The 13,801-nt window shown below is 62.8% G+C and carries 14 protein-coding genes; 6 read left to right on the top strand and 8 right to left on the bottom strand.

Going from position 1 to position 13,801, the window contains the following annotated elements:
• Window positions 1-76: 76 nt before the first annotated feature.
• From FYJ44_RS04385 to FYJ44_RS04370, 4 genes are all read left to right on the top strand, one after another.
• A complete protein-coding gene (locus FYJ44_RS04385) occupies window positions 77-1,975 on the top strand; it encodes an alkyl/aryl-sulfatase (protein ID WP_154509525.1) in 1,899 nt (632 codons plus the stop codon).
• Window positions 1,976-2,042: 67 nt separating this feature from the next.
• Complete coding sequence (locus tag FYJ44_RS04380; protein WP_154509523.1) at window positions 2,043-3,638, top strand: sodium:solute symporter family protein; 1,596 nt, start codon at window positions 2,043-2,045, stop codon at window positions 3,636-3,638.
• Between the two features lie 43 nt (window positions 3,639-3,681).
• The gene (locus tag FYJ44_RS04375) at window positions 3,682-4,032 is read left to right on the top strand and encodes a hypothetical protein (protein WP_154509522.1); all 351 of its coding nucleotides are present in this window, start codon (window positions 3,682-3,684) and stop codon (window positions 4,030-4,032) included.
• An 81-nt stretch (window positions 4,033-4,113) separates the two neighbouring features.
• The gene (locus tag FYJ44_RS04370; RefSeq protein ID WP_229772492.1) at window positions 4,114-4,680 is read left to right on the top strand and encodes a carbonic anhydrase; all 567 of its coding nucleotides are present in this window, start codon (window positions 4,114-4,116) and stop codon (window positions 4,678-4,680) included.
• 37 nt (window positions 4,681-4,717) lie between these two features.
• On the opposite strand, the gene FYJ44_RS04365 is transcribed toward FYJ44_RS04370, so the two are convergent.
• From FYJ44_RS04365 to FYJ44_RS04350, 4 genes are all read right to left on the bottom strand, one after another.
• On the bottom strand, window positions 4,718-5,005 hold the full coding sequence (locus FYJ44_RS04365; RefSeq protein WP_154509520.1) for an HMA2 domain-containing protein: 288 nt from the start codon (window positions 5,003-5,005) through the stop codon (window positions 4,718-4,720).
• Window positions 5,002-7,128: a heavy metal translocating P-type ATPase gene (locus FYJ44_RS04360; RefSeq protein ID WP_154509518.1), complete on the bottom strand. Its 2,127-nt coding sequence runs from the start codon at window positions 7,126-7,128 to the stop codon at window positions 5,002-5,004. Before FYJ44_RS04360 ends, FYJ44_RS04365 begins: the two co-directional genes overlap by 4 nt.
• 265 nt (window positions 7,129-7,393) lie before the next feature.
• Window positions 7,394-7,663 (bottom strand): DUF6110 family protein, encoded by a 270-nt coding sequence (locus FYJ44_RS04355; protein WP_154509516.1) that lies wholly within the window; start codon window positions 7,661-7,663, stop codon window positions 7,394-7,396.
• Window positions 7,664-7,805: 142 nt separating this feature from the next.
• Complete coding sequence (locus tag FYJ44_RS04350) at window positions 7,806-8,054, bottom strand: FeoA family protein (RefSeq protein WP_154509514.1); 249 nt, start codon at window positions 8,052-8,054, stop codon at window positions 7,806-7,808.
• Window positions 8,055-8,293: 239 nt separating this feature from the next.
• Between FYJ44_RS04350 and FYJ44_RS04345 the strand changes: the two genes are divergently transcribed.
• Window positions 8,294-8,782, top strand: coding sequence for a hypothetical protein (locus tag FYJ44_RS04345; protein ID WP_154509512.1), 489 nt, complete (start codon window positions 8,294-8,296; stop codon window positions 8,780-8,782).
• A gap of 107 nt (window positions 8,783-8,889) precedes the next feature.
• Here FYJ44_RS04345 and acs read toward each other — a convergent pair whose 3' ends face one another.
• The 4 genes from acs to FYJ44_RS04325 form a co-directional block, all read right to left on the bottom strand.
• Window positions 8,890-10,944 (bottom strand): acetate--CoA ligase, encoded by a 2,055-nt coding sequence (gene acs / locus FYJ44_RS04340; RefSeq protein WP_154509510.1) that lies wholly within the window; start codon window positions 10,942-10,944, stop codon window positions 8,890-8,892.
• A gap of 295 nt (window positions 10,945-11,239) precedes the next feature.
• Entirely contained in the window at window positions 11,240-11,866 is a 627-nt protein-coding gene (locus FYJ44_RS04335; protein WP_154509750.1) for a Maf family nucleotide pyrophosphatase, read from the bottom strand.
• Window positions 11,867-11,934: 68 nt separating this feature from the next.
• On the bottom strand, window positions 11,935-12,495 hold the full coding sequence (gene yfcE, locus FYJ44_RS04330) for a phosphodiesterase (protein ID WP_154509508.1): 561 nt from the start codon (window positions 12,493-12,495) through the stop codon (window positions 11,935-11,937).
• Window positions 12,495-12,701: a Trm112 family protein gene (locus FYJ44_RS04325; RefSeq protein ID WP_154509506.1), complete on the bottom strand. Its 207-nt coding sequence runs from the start codon at window positions 12,699-12,701 to the stop codon at window positions 12,495-12,497. The genes yfcE and FYJ44_RS04325 overlap by 1 nt, the downstream gene beginning before the upstream one ends.
• A gap of 145 nt (window positions 12,702-12,846) precedes the next feature.
• Between FYJ44_RS04325 and FYJ44_RS04320 the strand changes: the two genes are divergently transcribed.
• Entirely contained in the window at window positions 12,847-13,704 is an 858-nt protein-coding gene (locus FYJ44_RS04320) for a PHP domain-containing protein (protein WP_154509504.1), read from the top strand.
• Window positions 13,705-13,801: the final 97 nt, after the last annotated feature.

Here is a 13,801-nt window from a genome sequence, read left to right as displayed (position 1 = left end):
GGGGTGTAGCGAACCCGGGGAACTGTCCCGAAGATTTTTGGGGCCATCCCTGAACCCCAACCCAAAGGAGCACGCCATGCATAAGCCAGCCACCAAGGCCACTCAAAAAGCCAATGCCGCTTTTCTGGAAAAACTGCCTTTCGACAATGTTCAGGATTTTGAGGACGCCTGGCGCGGGCTCATTGCCGAGACGCCGGATCTGGCAATCAAAAACGATGCCGGAGAAATTGTCTGGGATATGCAGAGCTACTACGCCTTTCTGCACAAGGACGCGGAAGCGCCGGACACGGTCAACCCCAGCTATTGGCGGCACGAGCGGCTCAACACCATCGCCGGCCTGTTTGAGGTGACCGACGGCATTTGGCAGGTGCGCGGCTATGATCTGGCCAACATGACCCTGATTCGTTCCGATTCGGGCTATATCGTCATTGATCCGCTGGGTTCGGTGGAAACGGCCCGCGCCGCACTGGACCTGACATTCAGTCATCTGGGCAGGAAACCGGTGGTCGCCGTGCTCATCACGCACAGCCACTGGGACCATTTCGGCGGTGTGGAGGGCGTGGTCAGCGCGGAGGACGTGGCGTCGGGCAAAATCCCGTTGATTGTGCCGGACAAATTCACCGAGGAAGTGGTCAGCGAAAATGTTTTTGTGGGCCGGGGCATGAGCCGCAGAGCCTGCTACCAGTTCGGCAACCAGTTGCCGCGCGGGCCTCGGGATCAGGTGGGCAGCGGTCTGGGCAAGGGGGCCTCGGGCGGCAAGAACGCGCCGGTCTTTCCCAGCAGGGTGATCATGAAAACCGGCGAAACGCTGCGTGTGGACGGCGTGGACTTTATTTTCCAGATGACCCCCGACGCCGAGGCCCCGGCGGAAATGTGCTTCTATCTGCCGCAATTCAAGGCGCTCTGCATGGCCGAACTGGTCACCTGCCATCTGCACAACGTGATCCCCTTCCGGGGCGCGCAGGCCCGTTCCACCAAGCAGTGGGCCCGGCACATCCAGGAATCCCTGGATCTCTTCGGCGACAGAAGCGAGGTGCTGTTCATCACCCACCACTGGCCGCGCTGGGGACGCGAGGCGATCATCAGATATCTTGAGAAACAGCGCGATCTCTACAAGTTCATCAATGACCAGACCGTGCGCCGCATCAACCACGGGCAGACCATGCTCGAAATCGCCGAGGAACTGGATCTGCCCCCCGCTCTGGGCCGGGAATGGTACAACCGGGGCTATTACGGCCACCTAAACCACAATATCAAGGCCACCTATCAGAAATATCTGGGCTGGTTCGACTGTAACCCGGCCCATCTGCACGCCCTGCCGCCCGAGGAGGCGGGCAGGCGTTATGTGGAATTCATGGGAGGCCCGGCGGAAGTGCTGCGCAAGGCCCGCGTCTGCTTTGAACAGGGAGAATACCGTTGGGTGGCCCAGGCCGTGAGCCATGTGGTTTTCGCTTTCCCGGACAACAGAGAGGCTCGGGATCTGCTGGCCGACGCTCTGGAGCAGATGGCCTACCAGGCCGAATGCGGCACCTGGCGCAACTGTTTTCTCACCGGAGCCATGGAGCTGCGCGAGGGCGTGAAGAAAAGCGCCACCATGAACACCATCAGCACCTCCACTGTAGCCAATATGCCCACGGAACTGCTGCTGGATTACCTGGCCGTGCAGGTGGATCCGGCCAAAGCCGAAGGCGCGTCGATCCGCATAAATCTGCACTTCGGCGACCTGAAGGAAAACTGGCGGTGGACCCTGGAAAATTCGGTCATGAATTGCTGGAACAAAAGCCTTCCCGAAGCCGATGCGGAATATGACCTGAGCCGGGCCACCTTCAACGCCCTTGTCTGCAAGGAGCTCACCGTGGAGCAGGCCCTCGCTTCCGGCGCGATCACGGAGCGGGGAAGCCGGGGCGCGCTGTCGCGGATGTTCGGCATGCTCGAAGAGACGCCGGACTTCTGGTTCAACATCGTCACGCCGTAGCCGCTCTTGGAAAAAACGGACGGGCGGTTGAACCGCCCGTCCGGGCCGGAAAAACCGGGAGGATCGCATGAACGCTCAGAGCTTACAGATACTCCTTCTGTTCTGCAGTATCGTCGTGCTCGCGTATATGGGGCTGATGTCGCAGAAACGCGTGAAAAAAGCCGAGGATATGTCCGTGGGCGGCAGAAGTTTCACCCGCTGGGACATCTTTTTTTCCCTGTTCGCCTTCTGGGGCGGCAATACCATTTCGAGCATTGTGGAGCTGTCCTTCAAGGACGGCGTCATGGCCGCCTGGTTCGGCCTCGCGCGGATCACCATGCTTGTCCTGATTCTGCTGATTACCGGCGGCGCATTCCGCAAGCTGGCCATGATAACGCTTTCGAGTTTTGTATCCCGCTGCTTCGGTTCGCCTTTTCTTCGCTTGGTGTCCGGCGTCATGATAGCGCTCAACTTCACCATCTTCACTGTCAGCTCAGTGGTGGGCGCCGCGGCCTTTTTCACCACGATTCTGGGCTGGTCGGTCTGGCTGTCCGTGCTTTTCACGGTGTTTTCCTTCCTGACCTATACCACCCTGGGCGGTATGCACGCTCTGGCCTATAACGGCAAAATTCTCACCGTGGGGCAGATTCTTTCTCTTCTGGTGCTGGCCGGGCTGGGTATCTGGCAGGCGGGTTGGGGCAATGTGACCGCTCTGGAGCCGCGTTTTTTTGATTTTCTGCCGGCCGGCCGGCTGGGAACGGTCATGATGTGGATGTTCACCTTTGTCATCAATGCCTTCGTGGCCCAGGCCGCCTTGCAGATCGTGATGTCCTGCAAGGATATCAAGGAAGGCAAGAAAGGTCTGAGCTATGTGCTGAGCGGTTTTGTGCCGGTCATCATTCTGTCCGTGCTCGCGGGCTTGGCCGCCAGGGTGCTGTACCCCGGCATCAGCGCCGTGGCCGCCATGCCCACCCTGGCCACCAACATGCCGTCCATGGTGCTTTCCTCCATTGTGGTTATCGGCATGTATTTCACCACGCTGGGCTGGGCTTCCTCCTGTATCCTCTCCGGCGGCACGGTGGCCGCCAACGACATATACCGCTATTTCGTGCCTGATGCCACCTCAGCCCAGCTGATCCGGGCTTCGCGCGTGGCCATTGTGCTGCTTTCCCTGTTCACTGTCGGCTTTGCCGTGCTGCTGCCCAGCGGCATTGAATTCTGGACCATCGTCGGGTTTGTGGTGCGCAACGCGGGCTTGTTCCCTCTGATTCTGATCGGTCTGTTCTGGAACGCCATTTCCCGCAGAGCGGCCATCGCCGCCGCGTTGAGTGGTTCCGGCGTGGGTATGGCCTGGTATTTCATCAAGTTTCCGGCTTTTCTCTTTGACGCCCATCCCATGTTTGTGGGCATGCTGGTTTCCATTGCGGTGGTCACGCTGGGCACTCTCTGGGAATACAGGGGGCGGCTGACTGTGAGCGCCAGCGGGCCTGGTCTGCTCTTTGCCGCCGTCGGCATGGCCGGTCTGGCGTTGTGTGTTGTGTTCGCGCCGCATCTGGCGGCAATGAAGATAACGTTCGCCTGTGTGAGTTACGCCGTATGCTTTCTGTTCGTGGGGGTGCTTTTCCTGATCCGGCGCAGAAACGCGGACGGCAGCCTTTATGTCTTTGAACCGGACTTCAGTTGATTTTCCCGGCCGTGCGGTTCCAAGCGCGCAAGGAGGGCATCAGATGAACACAAGCAAAAAATATGACGAGCTTCTCGTCGCGCTGGAGTCGCTGGCGCGCTCACTGCGGCGTCGCCGTCGTTTTATGCCGCACGATTGGCTGTTCAGACTTGAGGATGTCAGGAACGAGCTGATCTGCCTTGTCGCCCGGGAACGCCGCGCGGAGTGTGCCGATCTGTCATGGCCGTCGCCCCATGCGCGGGAAGCTGTGGTGCGGCTTTCGACCCTGGTGGCTTTTGGCGGATTCGGCCTGACCGGGCACGCCCTCTGTTGCGCCATAGAATCCGTTGCCGAAAACCTTCGCCGTCATCTGGCTTCCTGTTCGGCGGCGGAAGCGCCGACCCGGTCATATTGAGGGGGGCATATGCATTGCCTGAAGGATTTTATCGCGGGGTTCAGGGGCTTTCAGGACTCGTATTTCACGTCGGAAAAGTCTTTGTACTCCTCACTTCGTGAGGGGCAGAATCCCAAAGCGCTGGTGGTCGCATGCAGCGATTCGCGCGCTGATCCGGCTCTGGTGCTGGGCTGTAAGCCGGGCGACATTTTTGTGGTCAGAAACGTGGCCAATCTCGTGCCGCACAGGGAGGACGCGGCCGAGGCGGACGCCGTCACGGCGGCCCTGGCCTATGGCGTAATGCATCTGGGCATTGAGCATGTGATCGTTTTGGGACACTCGGGCTGTGGGGGCATTGCCGCCCTGCTGGCCCACGAGAAGGAAGAGACGCGGGACCTGATCTCGCCTTGGATTTCATTGGCCGGGCGCGCCCTGGGCAGAATCAGGCCACTGCTGGAAGCCGGGCCGGAAAGTTCGGCCCGGCGGGCCTGTGAACAGGTTTCTTTGCTGGTCTCCCTGCGCAATCTGCTTTCCTATCCCTGGATCGCCCAAAAAGTGGGGCGGCAGGAACTGGCGCTCCATGCCTGGTATTTTGATCTGGAGCAGGGCGAACTTCTGGGCTATTTCCCCGCTTCCGGCGGTTTTGAGCCCTTGATAGTCCGTCCCTGACTCCGCACGTTTCGATTGGTGAAGGAGGCCGTCCGGTTCAGCAGTCCGGCGCCTGCGCCGGGCGGCCCGCCTGCACCGCGTCCAGATAAGCGGCCCAGGCCTCGCCCACAGCCAAAAGCCGTTCTTTCGGCAGTCGCGCGCTGTCGTAGAGAATCAGCACCGAACCGCTCAGGGTGTTGAACTCCAGGGAACCTACGCCGTCAACGGCCGAGAGTTTTTCTTTTGCCGTGGCGGCCACATCCTCCCGCCGCAGGGCCGGGTGACGGATGCGCACCCGGCCGTCCGAAAAGCTCCGCACATATTTGAGCAGACGCAGAGCGTTCATGCCCTGCCCTCCATGGCCGGGGCCTCCGGAGCCGGGAGGTGCGGGCGCATGGCGTTGAGCGATACGCCCAGAGTGGTCAGATTGTGCAGCAGGGCCGAGAGGCCGGGCTGCAGCACCATGAACAGACCGCCGGCCAGGAAGAGGCTGTTCAGGGTCAGGGTGACCGCGAAATTCGTATGGATGCGGCGCAATGTGCCGCACGCCAGCCGCCGGGCTTCAATGAGCCCGCCCAGACTCGGCCTGGTCAGCAGCACATTGGCCACTTCCCGCGCCAGATCCGTGCCGTCGATCATGGCCACGCCCACATGTGAGGCTGAAAGGGCCGGAGCGTCGTTGATGCCGTCGCCGACCATGAGCACCTTGCAGCCGCTGTCGGTAAGTTCCTGCACCACTCTGGCCTTGTCCGCGGGCAGCACTTGGGCGCGAAATTCCGTAATGCCCGCGCTCGCGGCCACGGCCCGCGTCGTACGTTCGTCGTCGCCGGTGAGCATCAGTACGCGCTTGAAGCCCATGCCGCGCAATGTTTCCACCACTTCGGCGGCTTCCGGCCGCAGAGGATCCTCTATGGCCAGAATGCCCGCCAGCTTGCCGTCCTCGGACAGATAGAGCAGGGAGCGGCCCAGAGCCGCCTGACGAACAATGTCCGCTTCCAGCGGCGAGACGTCCACGCCTTCGTCGTGCTCAATATAGTGGCGGCTGCCCACCCGCAGTTTTTTGCCGTGCAGGGATGAGGCCACGCCATGGGCCACCACGTATTCCACCTGGGCGTGTTCTTCCTCATGCTGGAGATTTTCCTCCTGAGCCTTGCGCACCACGGCGCGGGCCACAGGATGGGGAAAATGCTCTTCCAGGCAGGCCATGACCCGCAGGACTTCGTCGCGCTGCTGCCCTTCGGCGGGAATGACTTCCACCACCTTGGGACTGGCGTTGGTCAGGGTGCCGGTCTTGTCGAAGACCAGGGTGTCCGCTTCGCACAAGGCTTCCAGATAGCGACCGCCCTTGATGACCATGCCGTGACCCGCTCCTTCGCGCATGGAGGCCAGGACGGCCAGGGGCGTGGCCAGCTTGAGCGCGCAGGAATAATCCACCAGCAGCACCGAGGCGGCGCGCATGGGATTGCGCGTAATCAGCCAGACCAGGGCCGCCAGGCCGAAGGTGAAGGGCACGGCCAAGTCGGCCAGGCGCTCGGTCTTGCCCTGAATGCCGGCCTTGAGCGCTTCGGACTGCTCAATGAAGGTGACTACCTGGCGCAGACGGGTACCGTCGCCCACATGGCTGACCCGGATCACCAGCCGCCCTTCCTCCACCACCGTGCCCGCGAACACCGAAGCGCCCTTGGCGCGCGGCACGCCCAGCGGTTCGCCGGTCATGGAGGATTGATTGACCACCGCGCAACCGTCCTCCACAATGCCGTCCACCGGGATGGAGCCGCCGTCGCGCACCACCACGAGATCGTCTTTCTGAACCTGGCTCAGGGGCACGGACACTTCCGTGCCGTCTTCCCCGAGCAGCCAGACGCTGTCCACATTCAGGGCCAGACTTTCTGTAAGACTGTCCAGGGAACGGCGACGGGTCCAGTATTCCAGGGTTTCTCCCAGGCCCAGCAGCAGGGTCAGCACGCTGACCGTGCGGAAGTCGCGCATGAGAATTGAGGCGGTGATGGCCGCCGCGTCCAGCACGTCCACGCTGAGCCTGCCGCGCAGCAGGGAAGCGACGCCCTTGAGCAGAAAAGGCGCGGCGGCCGCGACGCTGGTGATCACGCGCCAGATCCGGGGCAGAAAGGGGCGGATGACAAAAAAGCGTATCAGCGGCAGCACCCCCCCGGCGGGCGGTTCTTCAGGCAAAAGATCCGAAATATTGTCCGGCGTGTCCGGAGCCGGGGCCTCATCCCGGACGGTCAGCAGGCGCAAGGCCGAAAGGCGGCTTTCCCGGTCGGCGTAAAAGAAAAGGACGCTGCCCACGCGGGGATTGACGCGCACGTCGCTGATGCCGGGCAGTTCTTCAAGATTCCGGGTCAGGTCGGCGGCCGGAGGCGGCGGCAGAGGCCGGTCGGCGCGCACGCGCATTCTGCCGGTGGCGGTTCCGTTGAGGCCCTGAAGTTCATGGATGATGAAAAAGGACATGCGCGCTCCAATCTGAAAACTGAAAAAAGCCCTGAAACGGGCCGGTAAAAAACGGACCCGGCCTAGGAGCTGTTTCTAAATGAGGATTTTTGTTCTCTGCCCGGGAAGGCGAGTTCCGGGCGGAGGGAGTATCTTCAAACCCGACCGTCGCACGGAGTGAGCCTGACACAGGCAGAGGGCGAAAAGACAATTTAGAAACAGCTCCTAGCGGCGGCTGCGGGGACACCGCAAGGCCGGGAGGAAAAACAGCACGGACGGCTCCGGCTCAGGCCTGAACCTCTCCGGCTTCCCTGGAGGCTTTGGCCGCCTTCCGCTTTTCCGAAGCCTGGCGGGCTTCGGCGGTGAGGTCTTCCATATCTTCCTTGACCGCTTCCACCTTGCTCATGAGGGCGTCTTTCACGTCGATGCCCCGGCTGATCAGGTCGGCGGCCACGGGTTTGAGATCCAGCTTGCCCCGGCTCACGGTCACGGTGCCCAGCGCGCCGAGGGCTATGCCGCCCAGAAAAATCAGTCCGAATTTAAGTCCGTTGTTCATGTCGTCTCCTTTTGCTTTAGGGTCGCGCTTCGCGGAACCCGCCCCGAAATAAGGACAATAGTTGAGCCCCCTCTCCGCAGCGTGAAAAAATGACAGAGAGGCAACGGGGACAAGATTGTCCGTGATGACGAAAGATAAAAGGCTAGTGGGCCGAACCGGAAATATCGACCTTGATGTAATCCGCTTCGCTGTTGCGCAGGGAAATGGTCACCCCGGACAGGCGCAGGGCCACCGGGTCTTTCAGCGGCGCTCGGCCCACTATGGAAACGGTGGTGCCGGGAATCAGACCCATGTCGCGAATGCGCCGGTTCATCTCGCCCAGGGCTTCCACCGTGGCGATTTTTCCCTGCTGGCCCACACGCATATTGCGGAGACTGACGATCTGACTCATACACGCTTCCTCTCGTCGGCATTGTGCCGGTTGACTGTGATGGCGTCGGACTGCCGGTCCGGCGCGGCGCCCGTGGCGCGGAAAGGCTCCGCGCGCCGTTTGGGGGTCGGTCTTGAAGGACGCCGCGCCGGAATATGAATCCCGGCTGGAAAAAAGCTTGCACCAGATTGAATTATAGGTCAAGAAAAAAGAAAGTCATTTTCAAAATGAAGTCGGATTTTTTATATAAAGGGGGAAGTATGCCGTCATATCTCACGCATGCTATGGAAGGCCGGGCGCGTCTGCGCCATCCGGCTCTGGCCGGAATTGCCGGACGGGAGAAGGCGCTGGCCGTTTTGACCGGCGCAAGCGGCGTGCTGGAAGCGCGCCCCGGTTCCGGTTCCATTTTGCTGATCCTAGCTCCTGACGCGAACCTGGAGAGTATTTGCCGCGATCTTGAGGCCGCGCTGCCGCAATTGCGCCGGCCGGCGTGCGCTTCGCGGACCAGTGCCGTCGGAGCCGCCGCGTCCGGTCCCTTTTCCTTTTTGTCCGGCCTGCCGTCTCACGGCAAGGCCTGTTTCCAGGGCCTGAGTCCGCGCAAACTGGAGTTGCGCGCCCTGCTGGCCGCGTGCGGGCTGAGCGTCGTGCTGGGCTTCGCGGGTAAGGGACGCGCCCATCTGCTGGCCGGGACGGCCTTCGGCCTGCTGGCCGCGCGGCACGTCTGGATGCGGCGCAAGGCCCTGATGTAAAGCAGTGCGGCTTTGAAAATGTATATTTTCAGAGTTAGAGAAGGACGCAAAAAAGGGCCGGCACGTAACATGCCGGCCCTTGCTGATTCTGTTGCGCGGCGTCGGGCTTACGCGCCCGGGGCCGCCTCCTTGCCCTCAGAGGCCGGTTCGTCGCCCGCCGCAGTAGCGGTTTCGTGCTGGCCCTGGAGAATATTCTGGTGCCCGATGATGATGGTTTCCAGCACCTGCGGATCGGCCAGAGCCGTGGTGTCGCCCAGGTCCTCATAGGTGTCGCCCGCGATCTTGCGCAGCATGCGGCGGATGATCTTGCCGGACGTGGTTTTGGGCATGGCTTCCACAAACTGGATATATTCCGGACTGGCCAGGGCGCCGATGTCGCGGCGCACGGTGTCGCGCAGCTTTTTGCGCAAGTCCTCGCTCCAGGGCACTTCGTCACGGGTGACCACATAGGCGTAGATGGCCTCGCCCTTGAGGCGGTGGGGCATGGGCACCACGGCGGCTTCGCCCACTTCGGGGCAGGCGGCCAGCACGGCTTCGATTTCGGCCGTGGACAGGCGGTGGCCCGAGACGTTGATGGAATCGTCGATGCGCCCCAGTATCCAGAAATAGCCGTCCGCGTCCACCTGCGCGCCGTCGCCGGACTCATAGCAGCCGAAGCGCGAGAAGTAGGACTGGTATTTCTCCTCATCGTTGAACACGCCCAGCATCATGCCGGGCCAGGGCTTGCGGATCACCAGATGGCCCGAGCCGCCGTCCTCTTCGCCGTCGCGTCCCCCGCTGCCCATGACGGCGGCGTCGATGCCGGGCAGGGGCTTGGCCGCCGAGCCGGGTTTGAGCTTGGTGGCGTAAGGCATGGGGCTGATCATGGCCCCGCCGGTTTCCGTCTGCCACCAGGTGTCCACGATGGGCAGTTCGCCCCCGCCGATATTCTTGTGGTACCAGGACCAGGCTTCGGGATTGATGGGCTCGCCCACCGACCCCAGAATCCGCAGGCTGCGCAGGTCGTAGCGTTCGGCCCAGGCCTCGCCCAGGCGCATCAGGGAGCGGATCACCGTGGGCGCGGTATAGAGGATGTTGACCCGGAAATTTTCCACAATGCGCCAGTAGCGGTCCGGCTTGGGCCAGGTGGGCACGCCCTCGAACATCATGGTGGTGGCCCCGAGGGCCAGGGGACCGTATACGCCGTAGGTGTGCCCGGTGATCCAGCCCATGTCGGCGGTACACCAGTAGACGTCGTCGTCGCGCATGTCAAAGCACCACTGAGTGGTGTGGGCCGCGTAGGTCAGATACCCGCCCGTGGAGTGCATGATGCCCGTGGGTTTGCCCGTGCTGCCGCTGGTGTGCAGCAGAAAGAGCGTGTCGTTGGCGTCCATGGGCTCGCAGGGAAAGTCCGCGTTGAGGGTGAAGTCGTCGATGAGGTCGTGCCACCAGATGTCGCGGTTGGGCTGCATGGTGACGTTGTCCAGACCGGCGCGGCGCACCACCACCACATGGGCCACGGAGGGACATTTTTCCAGAATGGGGTCCAGATTGGCCTTGAGCGGCTTGAACTTGCCCGCTCGCACGGCGGCGTCGGCGGTGATCACCACCCTGGCCTTGGAATCGTGGATGCGGCTGCGCACGCCGCCTTCGGCATAGCCGGAGAAAATGGCCGTGTGGATGGCCCCGATGCGCGCGCAGGCCAGCATGGCGATGACCAGTTCCGGAATCATGGGCATGTACAGCGCCACGTGATCGCCCTTGCGGATGTGCAGGGAGCTCAGGGCGTGAGCCATGCGGCAGACTTCGGTGTAGAGCATCTGATAGGTGTAGCAGCGCACGTCCATTTCATCTTCGCCCTGCCAGATCAGGGCGGCCTTGTTGCGGCGGCCGGAAATCAGATGGCGGTCGATACAGTTAAAGGACGCGTTGAGTTTGGCGCCGGTGAACCATCTGTACTTGTGCCGTTGCTCGTCGGCATCCAGTACTTTGTCCCAACGCTTGAACCAGTGTATCAACTGCGAGGCGCGCGCCCCCCAGAAATCGCTGGGGTCGTCCAGAGCGCGGCGGCACAAGGCGTCGTATTCTTCCTGGCCGCATATCCAGGCTGAGGATTTGCCGTGTTCCGGCGGAAGATAGCTGCGCTTCTCGGTCAATAAAGTGGTAATGCGTTCCTGGGACATGGTCGCGCCCTCCCTCCTGTGTGGACGTTGTGAAAAAAAGTTGGCACATCAGCCATGATACTGGCGTAAAGGGATTCTTCCGGCGCGTCAAGCAGCCGAAATTGTTTGTTCTTTCAGTCATGGTTGTGCAAAGCTGCACAAGCGTGGGATGATGGGGCAATTTCCCCAGCGAAACGGCGGGTGCGCGACCGTCAGAGTTGAAGAATTTTTTCACAAATAAATCGAAAAAATTTTTTAGGGAATGTCAGAGCATTGGAGACAGGGCTTCAAAACCGGCCAGAACGGCTGGACGGATTCAGTCAGCCGGGAAAATCAGGCCGCGTTCCAGCAGGATGCGGACCAGGGGCGTCACGGGCAGACCGACCACCGTGCTCCAGGAGCCTTCCACCCGTTCCGCCAGAAAGGCTCCCTGGCCTTGAATGGCGTACGCCCCGGCCTTGTCGTCGGGCTCATGGGTGCGGGCGTAGGCCGCCAGCACGGAACGCGGCCAGGCGTGGAAGAACACCCGGCTCACATCACTGAACAATTCGCCGGGTCCGCCGGGCCACCCCGGAGGCGGCAGCAGGCAGACCGCGCTGATGACCTCATGACTCCGGCCCGCGAGGCGGGCCAGCATCTCCAGGGCGTGGGCCGTATCGCGCGGCTTGCCCAGAATGTCGCCCTCCAGCGCCACCACCGTATCCGCCGCCAGAATCAGGGCGCGGGCGCGGGTCGCCGGGTCGAGACGGCGTTCCACAGCCAGGGCCTTGGCTTGCGCCGCGCGGCGGGTATAGGCGTCAGGGCTTTCGTCCGCTTCGGGACGCGGCTCCACGCCCGTGGGACGGGCCGTGGCAAAGGGCAGGCCCCATTCCGAGAGAAACTGCCGCCGCCGGGGCGAGGCCGAGGCCAGAATCAGCTCCAGTCCCGGCGCAAGCCGGAACAGGGGAGCAAATTGGGGGCGAAAATCCGCTTCTGGCGAGGGATCGGGAGTGAGCGGCGCGGCCACGGGGCTTACGCCCCGTCCGGCTGATGGCGCAGGACTTCGCGGTCTTGCGTGTCCAGCACGCGGAAGACGCCGTCCTCGTACAGGCCGTAGCTGCGGGGCGAGCCGCCCTTGGGCAGGGACAGGGAGCCGGGATTCCAGAAATGCAGGCCGTCCAGGGTTTCGCCGCGCGGCACGTGGGTATGCCCGCGCAGAATCACCGTGCCTTGCTGCATGCGCGGCAGGGGAGGGCGCTCGGGCAGATGGTGGCCGTGGCTGGCGAAAATGCGCAGGCCGTCGACGTCGATCCAGGCGGTTTCCGCCACCGGAAAGGGCAACAGGGCCAGATCCACCTCGGCGTCGCAATTGCCGCGCACCGCCGTGACGGGGCAGGGCAGGTCGTTGAGGTCTGCCATTTCCTTGAGAACCGTGGGCGTATTGTAGCCTTCGGGCAGGGGGTTGCGCGGACCGTGGTAGACCAGATCGCCCAGCAGCACCAGCAGGTCGGGGCGTTGCGCGTGAGCCCTGGCCAGCAGAAAGCGCAGGCTTTCCAGCGAGCCGTGCAGGTCGGAGGCGATGAGCAGGCGCATCAGCCCCGCTCTCCCTTGTCCCATTCAGCGCGCGGCACGGCTTCTTCCACCAGCATGATCGGGATCTCGTCGCGCACGGGGTAGACCACCCCGCAGGCTTGGCAGGCGAAGCCCGCGGTTTGCCCGTCGCGGGTCAGGGCTTCCAGAGAGCCCAGACAACGCGGACAGGCCAGGATTTGCAATAATTCGTCGGTATTCATAGGCATGGCAGTTTCCTTGCTGAGATAATCGCGGCGCAGCATACCGCGATGCGCCCCGGCCTTCAAGGGGCGGCCCGGCGACTGTGCCGGGGGTGCGCTTGCTTTTTTCGAACACTAGCTTACCCTGCTCGAAAGAGACGGAATTCTCCCTATGAAACTGATTGACCTGCATACCCATACGCTGGCCTCGGACGGTACGGACAGCCCCTCGGCTCTGGTGGAAAAGGCTCATGCGGCGGGTCTGGTCGCCGTGGCCGTAACCGACCACGACACCGTGGCCGGTCTGGACGAGGCCGAGGAAGCCGGGCGGGATCTGGGCATCAGGGTGATACGCGGCTGTGAGCTTTCCACCCATACCGAATACGGCGAAGTGCATATTCTGGGCCTCTGGCTGCCGCGCGACGCCTCTCCCCTTGAGGACCAACTCGGCTATCTGCGCCGGAAACGCTGTGAGCGGAACAGGGGCATTGTGGAGAAACTGCGCGCCCTGGGTCTGGACATCAGTCTGGAGGAAGTGCGCGCCACGGCTGCGGGGAGCGTGGGGCGGCCGCATATCGCGGCCGTGCTGGTGGCCAAGGGCTATGTGCGCGACGTGGGCCAGGCCTTCCGCGACTATCTGGGCTTTTACGGCAAGGCCTATCTGCCCAAGGAAGTGCTGGAACCGGACGTGGCCGTGCAATTGCTGGCCGGTCTGGGCGCGACGGTGAGCCTGGCCCATCCCCTTTTGCAGAAATATCCCGTGCCCTGGCTGGAAGGCCTGGTGGAAAAGCTGTCCGGCTACGGGCTCACAGCCATTGAGGCCTGGCACAGCGAACATTCGGACGCGGACACGCGTCTTTGCGTGGAGTGGGCCCGGCGCTTCGGCCTGGGACTCAGCGGCGGTTCGGATTACCACGGCGCCAACAAGCCCGGCATCCGTCTGGGCGTGGGCCGGGGCGGTCTGCGGGTGCCGCTGGACGTGCTGGAAAAACTGGAGGCGCGTCGCCGCGCGCACGGCCTGCCGTGCTAGCATCCAGCCGCCCGAGGCGGAGGTTCTTCTCTTGTCTGCTGTGGGCGTTCTGCTGCCTGTGGACGATAACCTGCCCGGCGTATCCCGGCCATGCGGC

The organism is Desulfovibrio porci (assembly GCF_009696265.1).
In the GTDB taxonomy this organism is placed as follows: Bacteria; Desulfobacterota; Desulfovibrionia; order Desulfovibrionales; family Desulfovibrionaceae; genus Desulfovibrio; species Desulfovibrio porci.
The sequence above is the reverse complement of the archived record's forward strand: the minus strand, read 5'-3'. Positions and strand labels throughout refer to the sequence as shown.

Bases quoted from the DNA above. Each gene is read 5' to 3' on its own strand.
- FYJ44_RS04385 (WP_154509525.1), top strand. From the start codon at position 77: ATGCATAAGCCAGCCACCAAGGCCACTCAAAAAGCCAATGCCGCTTTT.
- FYJ44_RS04380 (WP_154509523.1), top strand. From the start codon at position 2,043: ATGAACGCTCAGAGCTTACAGATACTCCTTCTGTTCTGCAGTATCGTC.
- FYJ44_RS04375 (WP_154509522.1), top strand. From the start codon at position 3,682: ATGAACACAAGCAAAAAATATGACGAGCTTCTCGTCGCGCTGGAGTCG.
- FYJ44_RS04365 (WP_154509520.1), bottom strand. From the start codon at position 5,005: ATGAACGCTCTGCGTCTGCTCAAATATGTGCGGAGCTTTTCGGACGGC.
- FYJ44_RS04360 (WP_154509518.1), bottom strand. From the start codon at position 7,128: ATGTCCTTTTTCATCATCCATGAACTTCAGGGCCTCAACGGAACCGCC.
- FYJ44_RS04355 (WP_154509516.1), bottom strand. From the start codon at position 7,663: ATGAACAACGGACTTAAATTCGGACTGATTTTTCTGGGCGGCATAGCC.
- FYJ44_RS04350 (WP_154509514.1), bottom strand. From the start codon at position 8,054: ATGAGTCAGATCGTCAGTCTCCGCAATATGCGTGTGGGCCAGCAGGGA.
- FYJ44_RS04345 (WP_154509512.1), top strand. From the start codon at position 8,294: ATGCCGTCATATCTCACGCATGCTATGGAAGGCCGGGCGCGTCTGCGC.
- acs (WP_154509510.1), bottom strand. From the start codon at position 10,944: ATGTCCCAGGAACGCATTACCACTTTATTGACCGAGAAGCGCAGCTAT.
- yfcE (WP_154509508.1), bottom strand. From the start codon at position 12,495: ATGCGCCTGCTCATCGCCTCCGACCTGCACGGCTCGCTGGAAAGCCTG.
- FYJ44_RS04325 (WP_154509506.1), bottom strand. From the start codon at position 12,701: ATGCCTATGAATACCGACGAATTATTGCAAATCCTGGCCTGTCCGCGT.
- FYJ44_RS04320 (WP_154509504.1), top strand. From the start codon at position 12,847: ATGAAACTGATTGACCTGCATACCCATACGCTGGCCTCGGACGGTACG.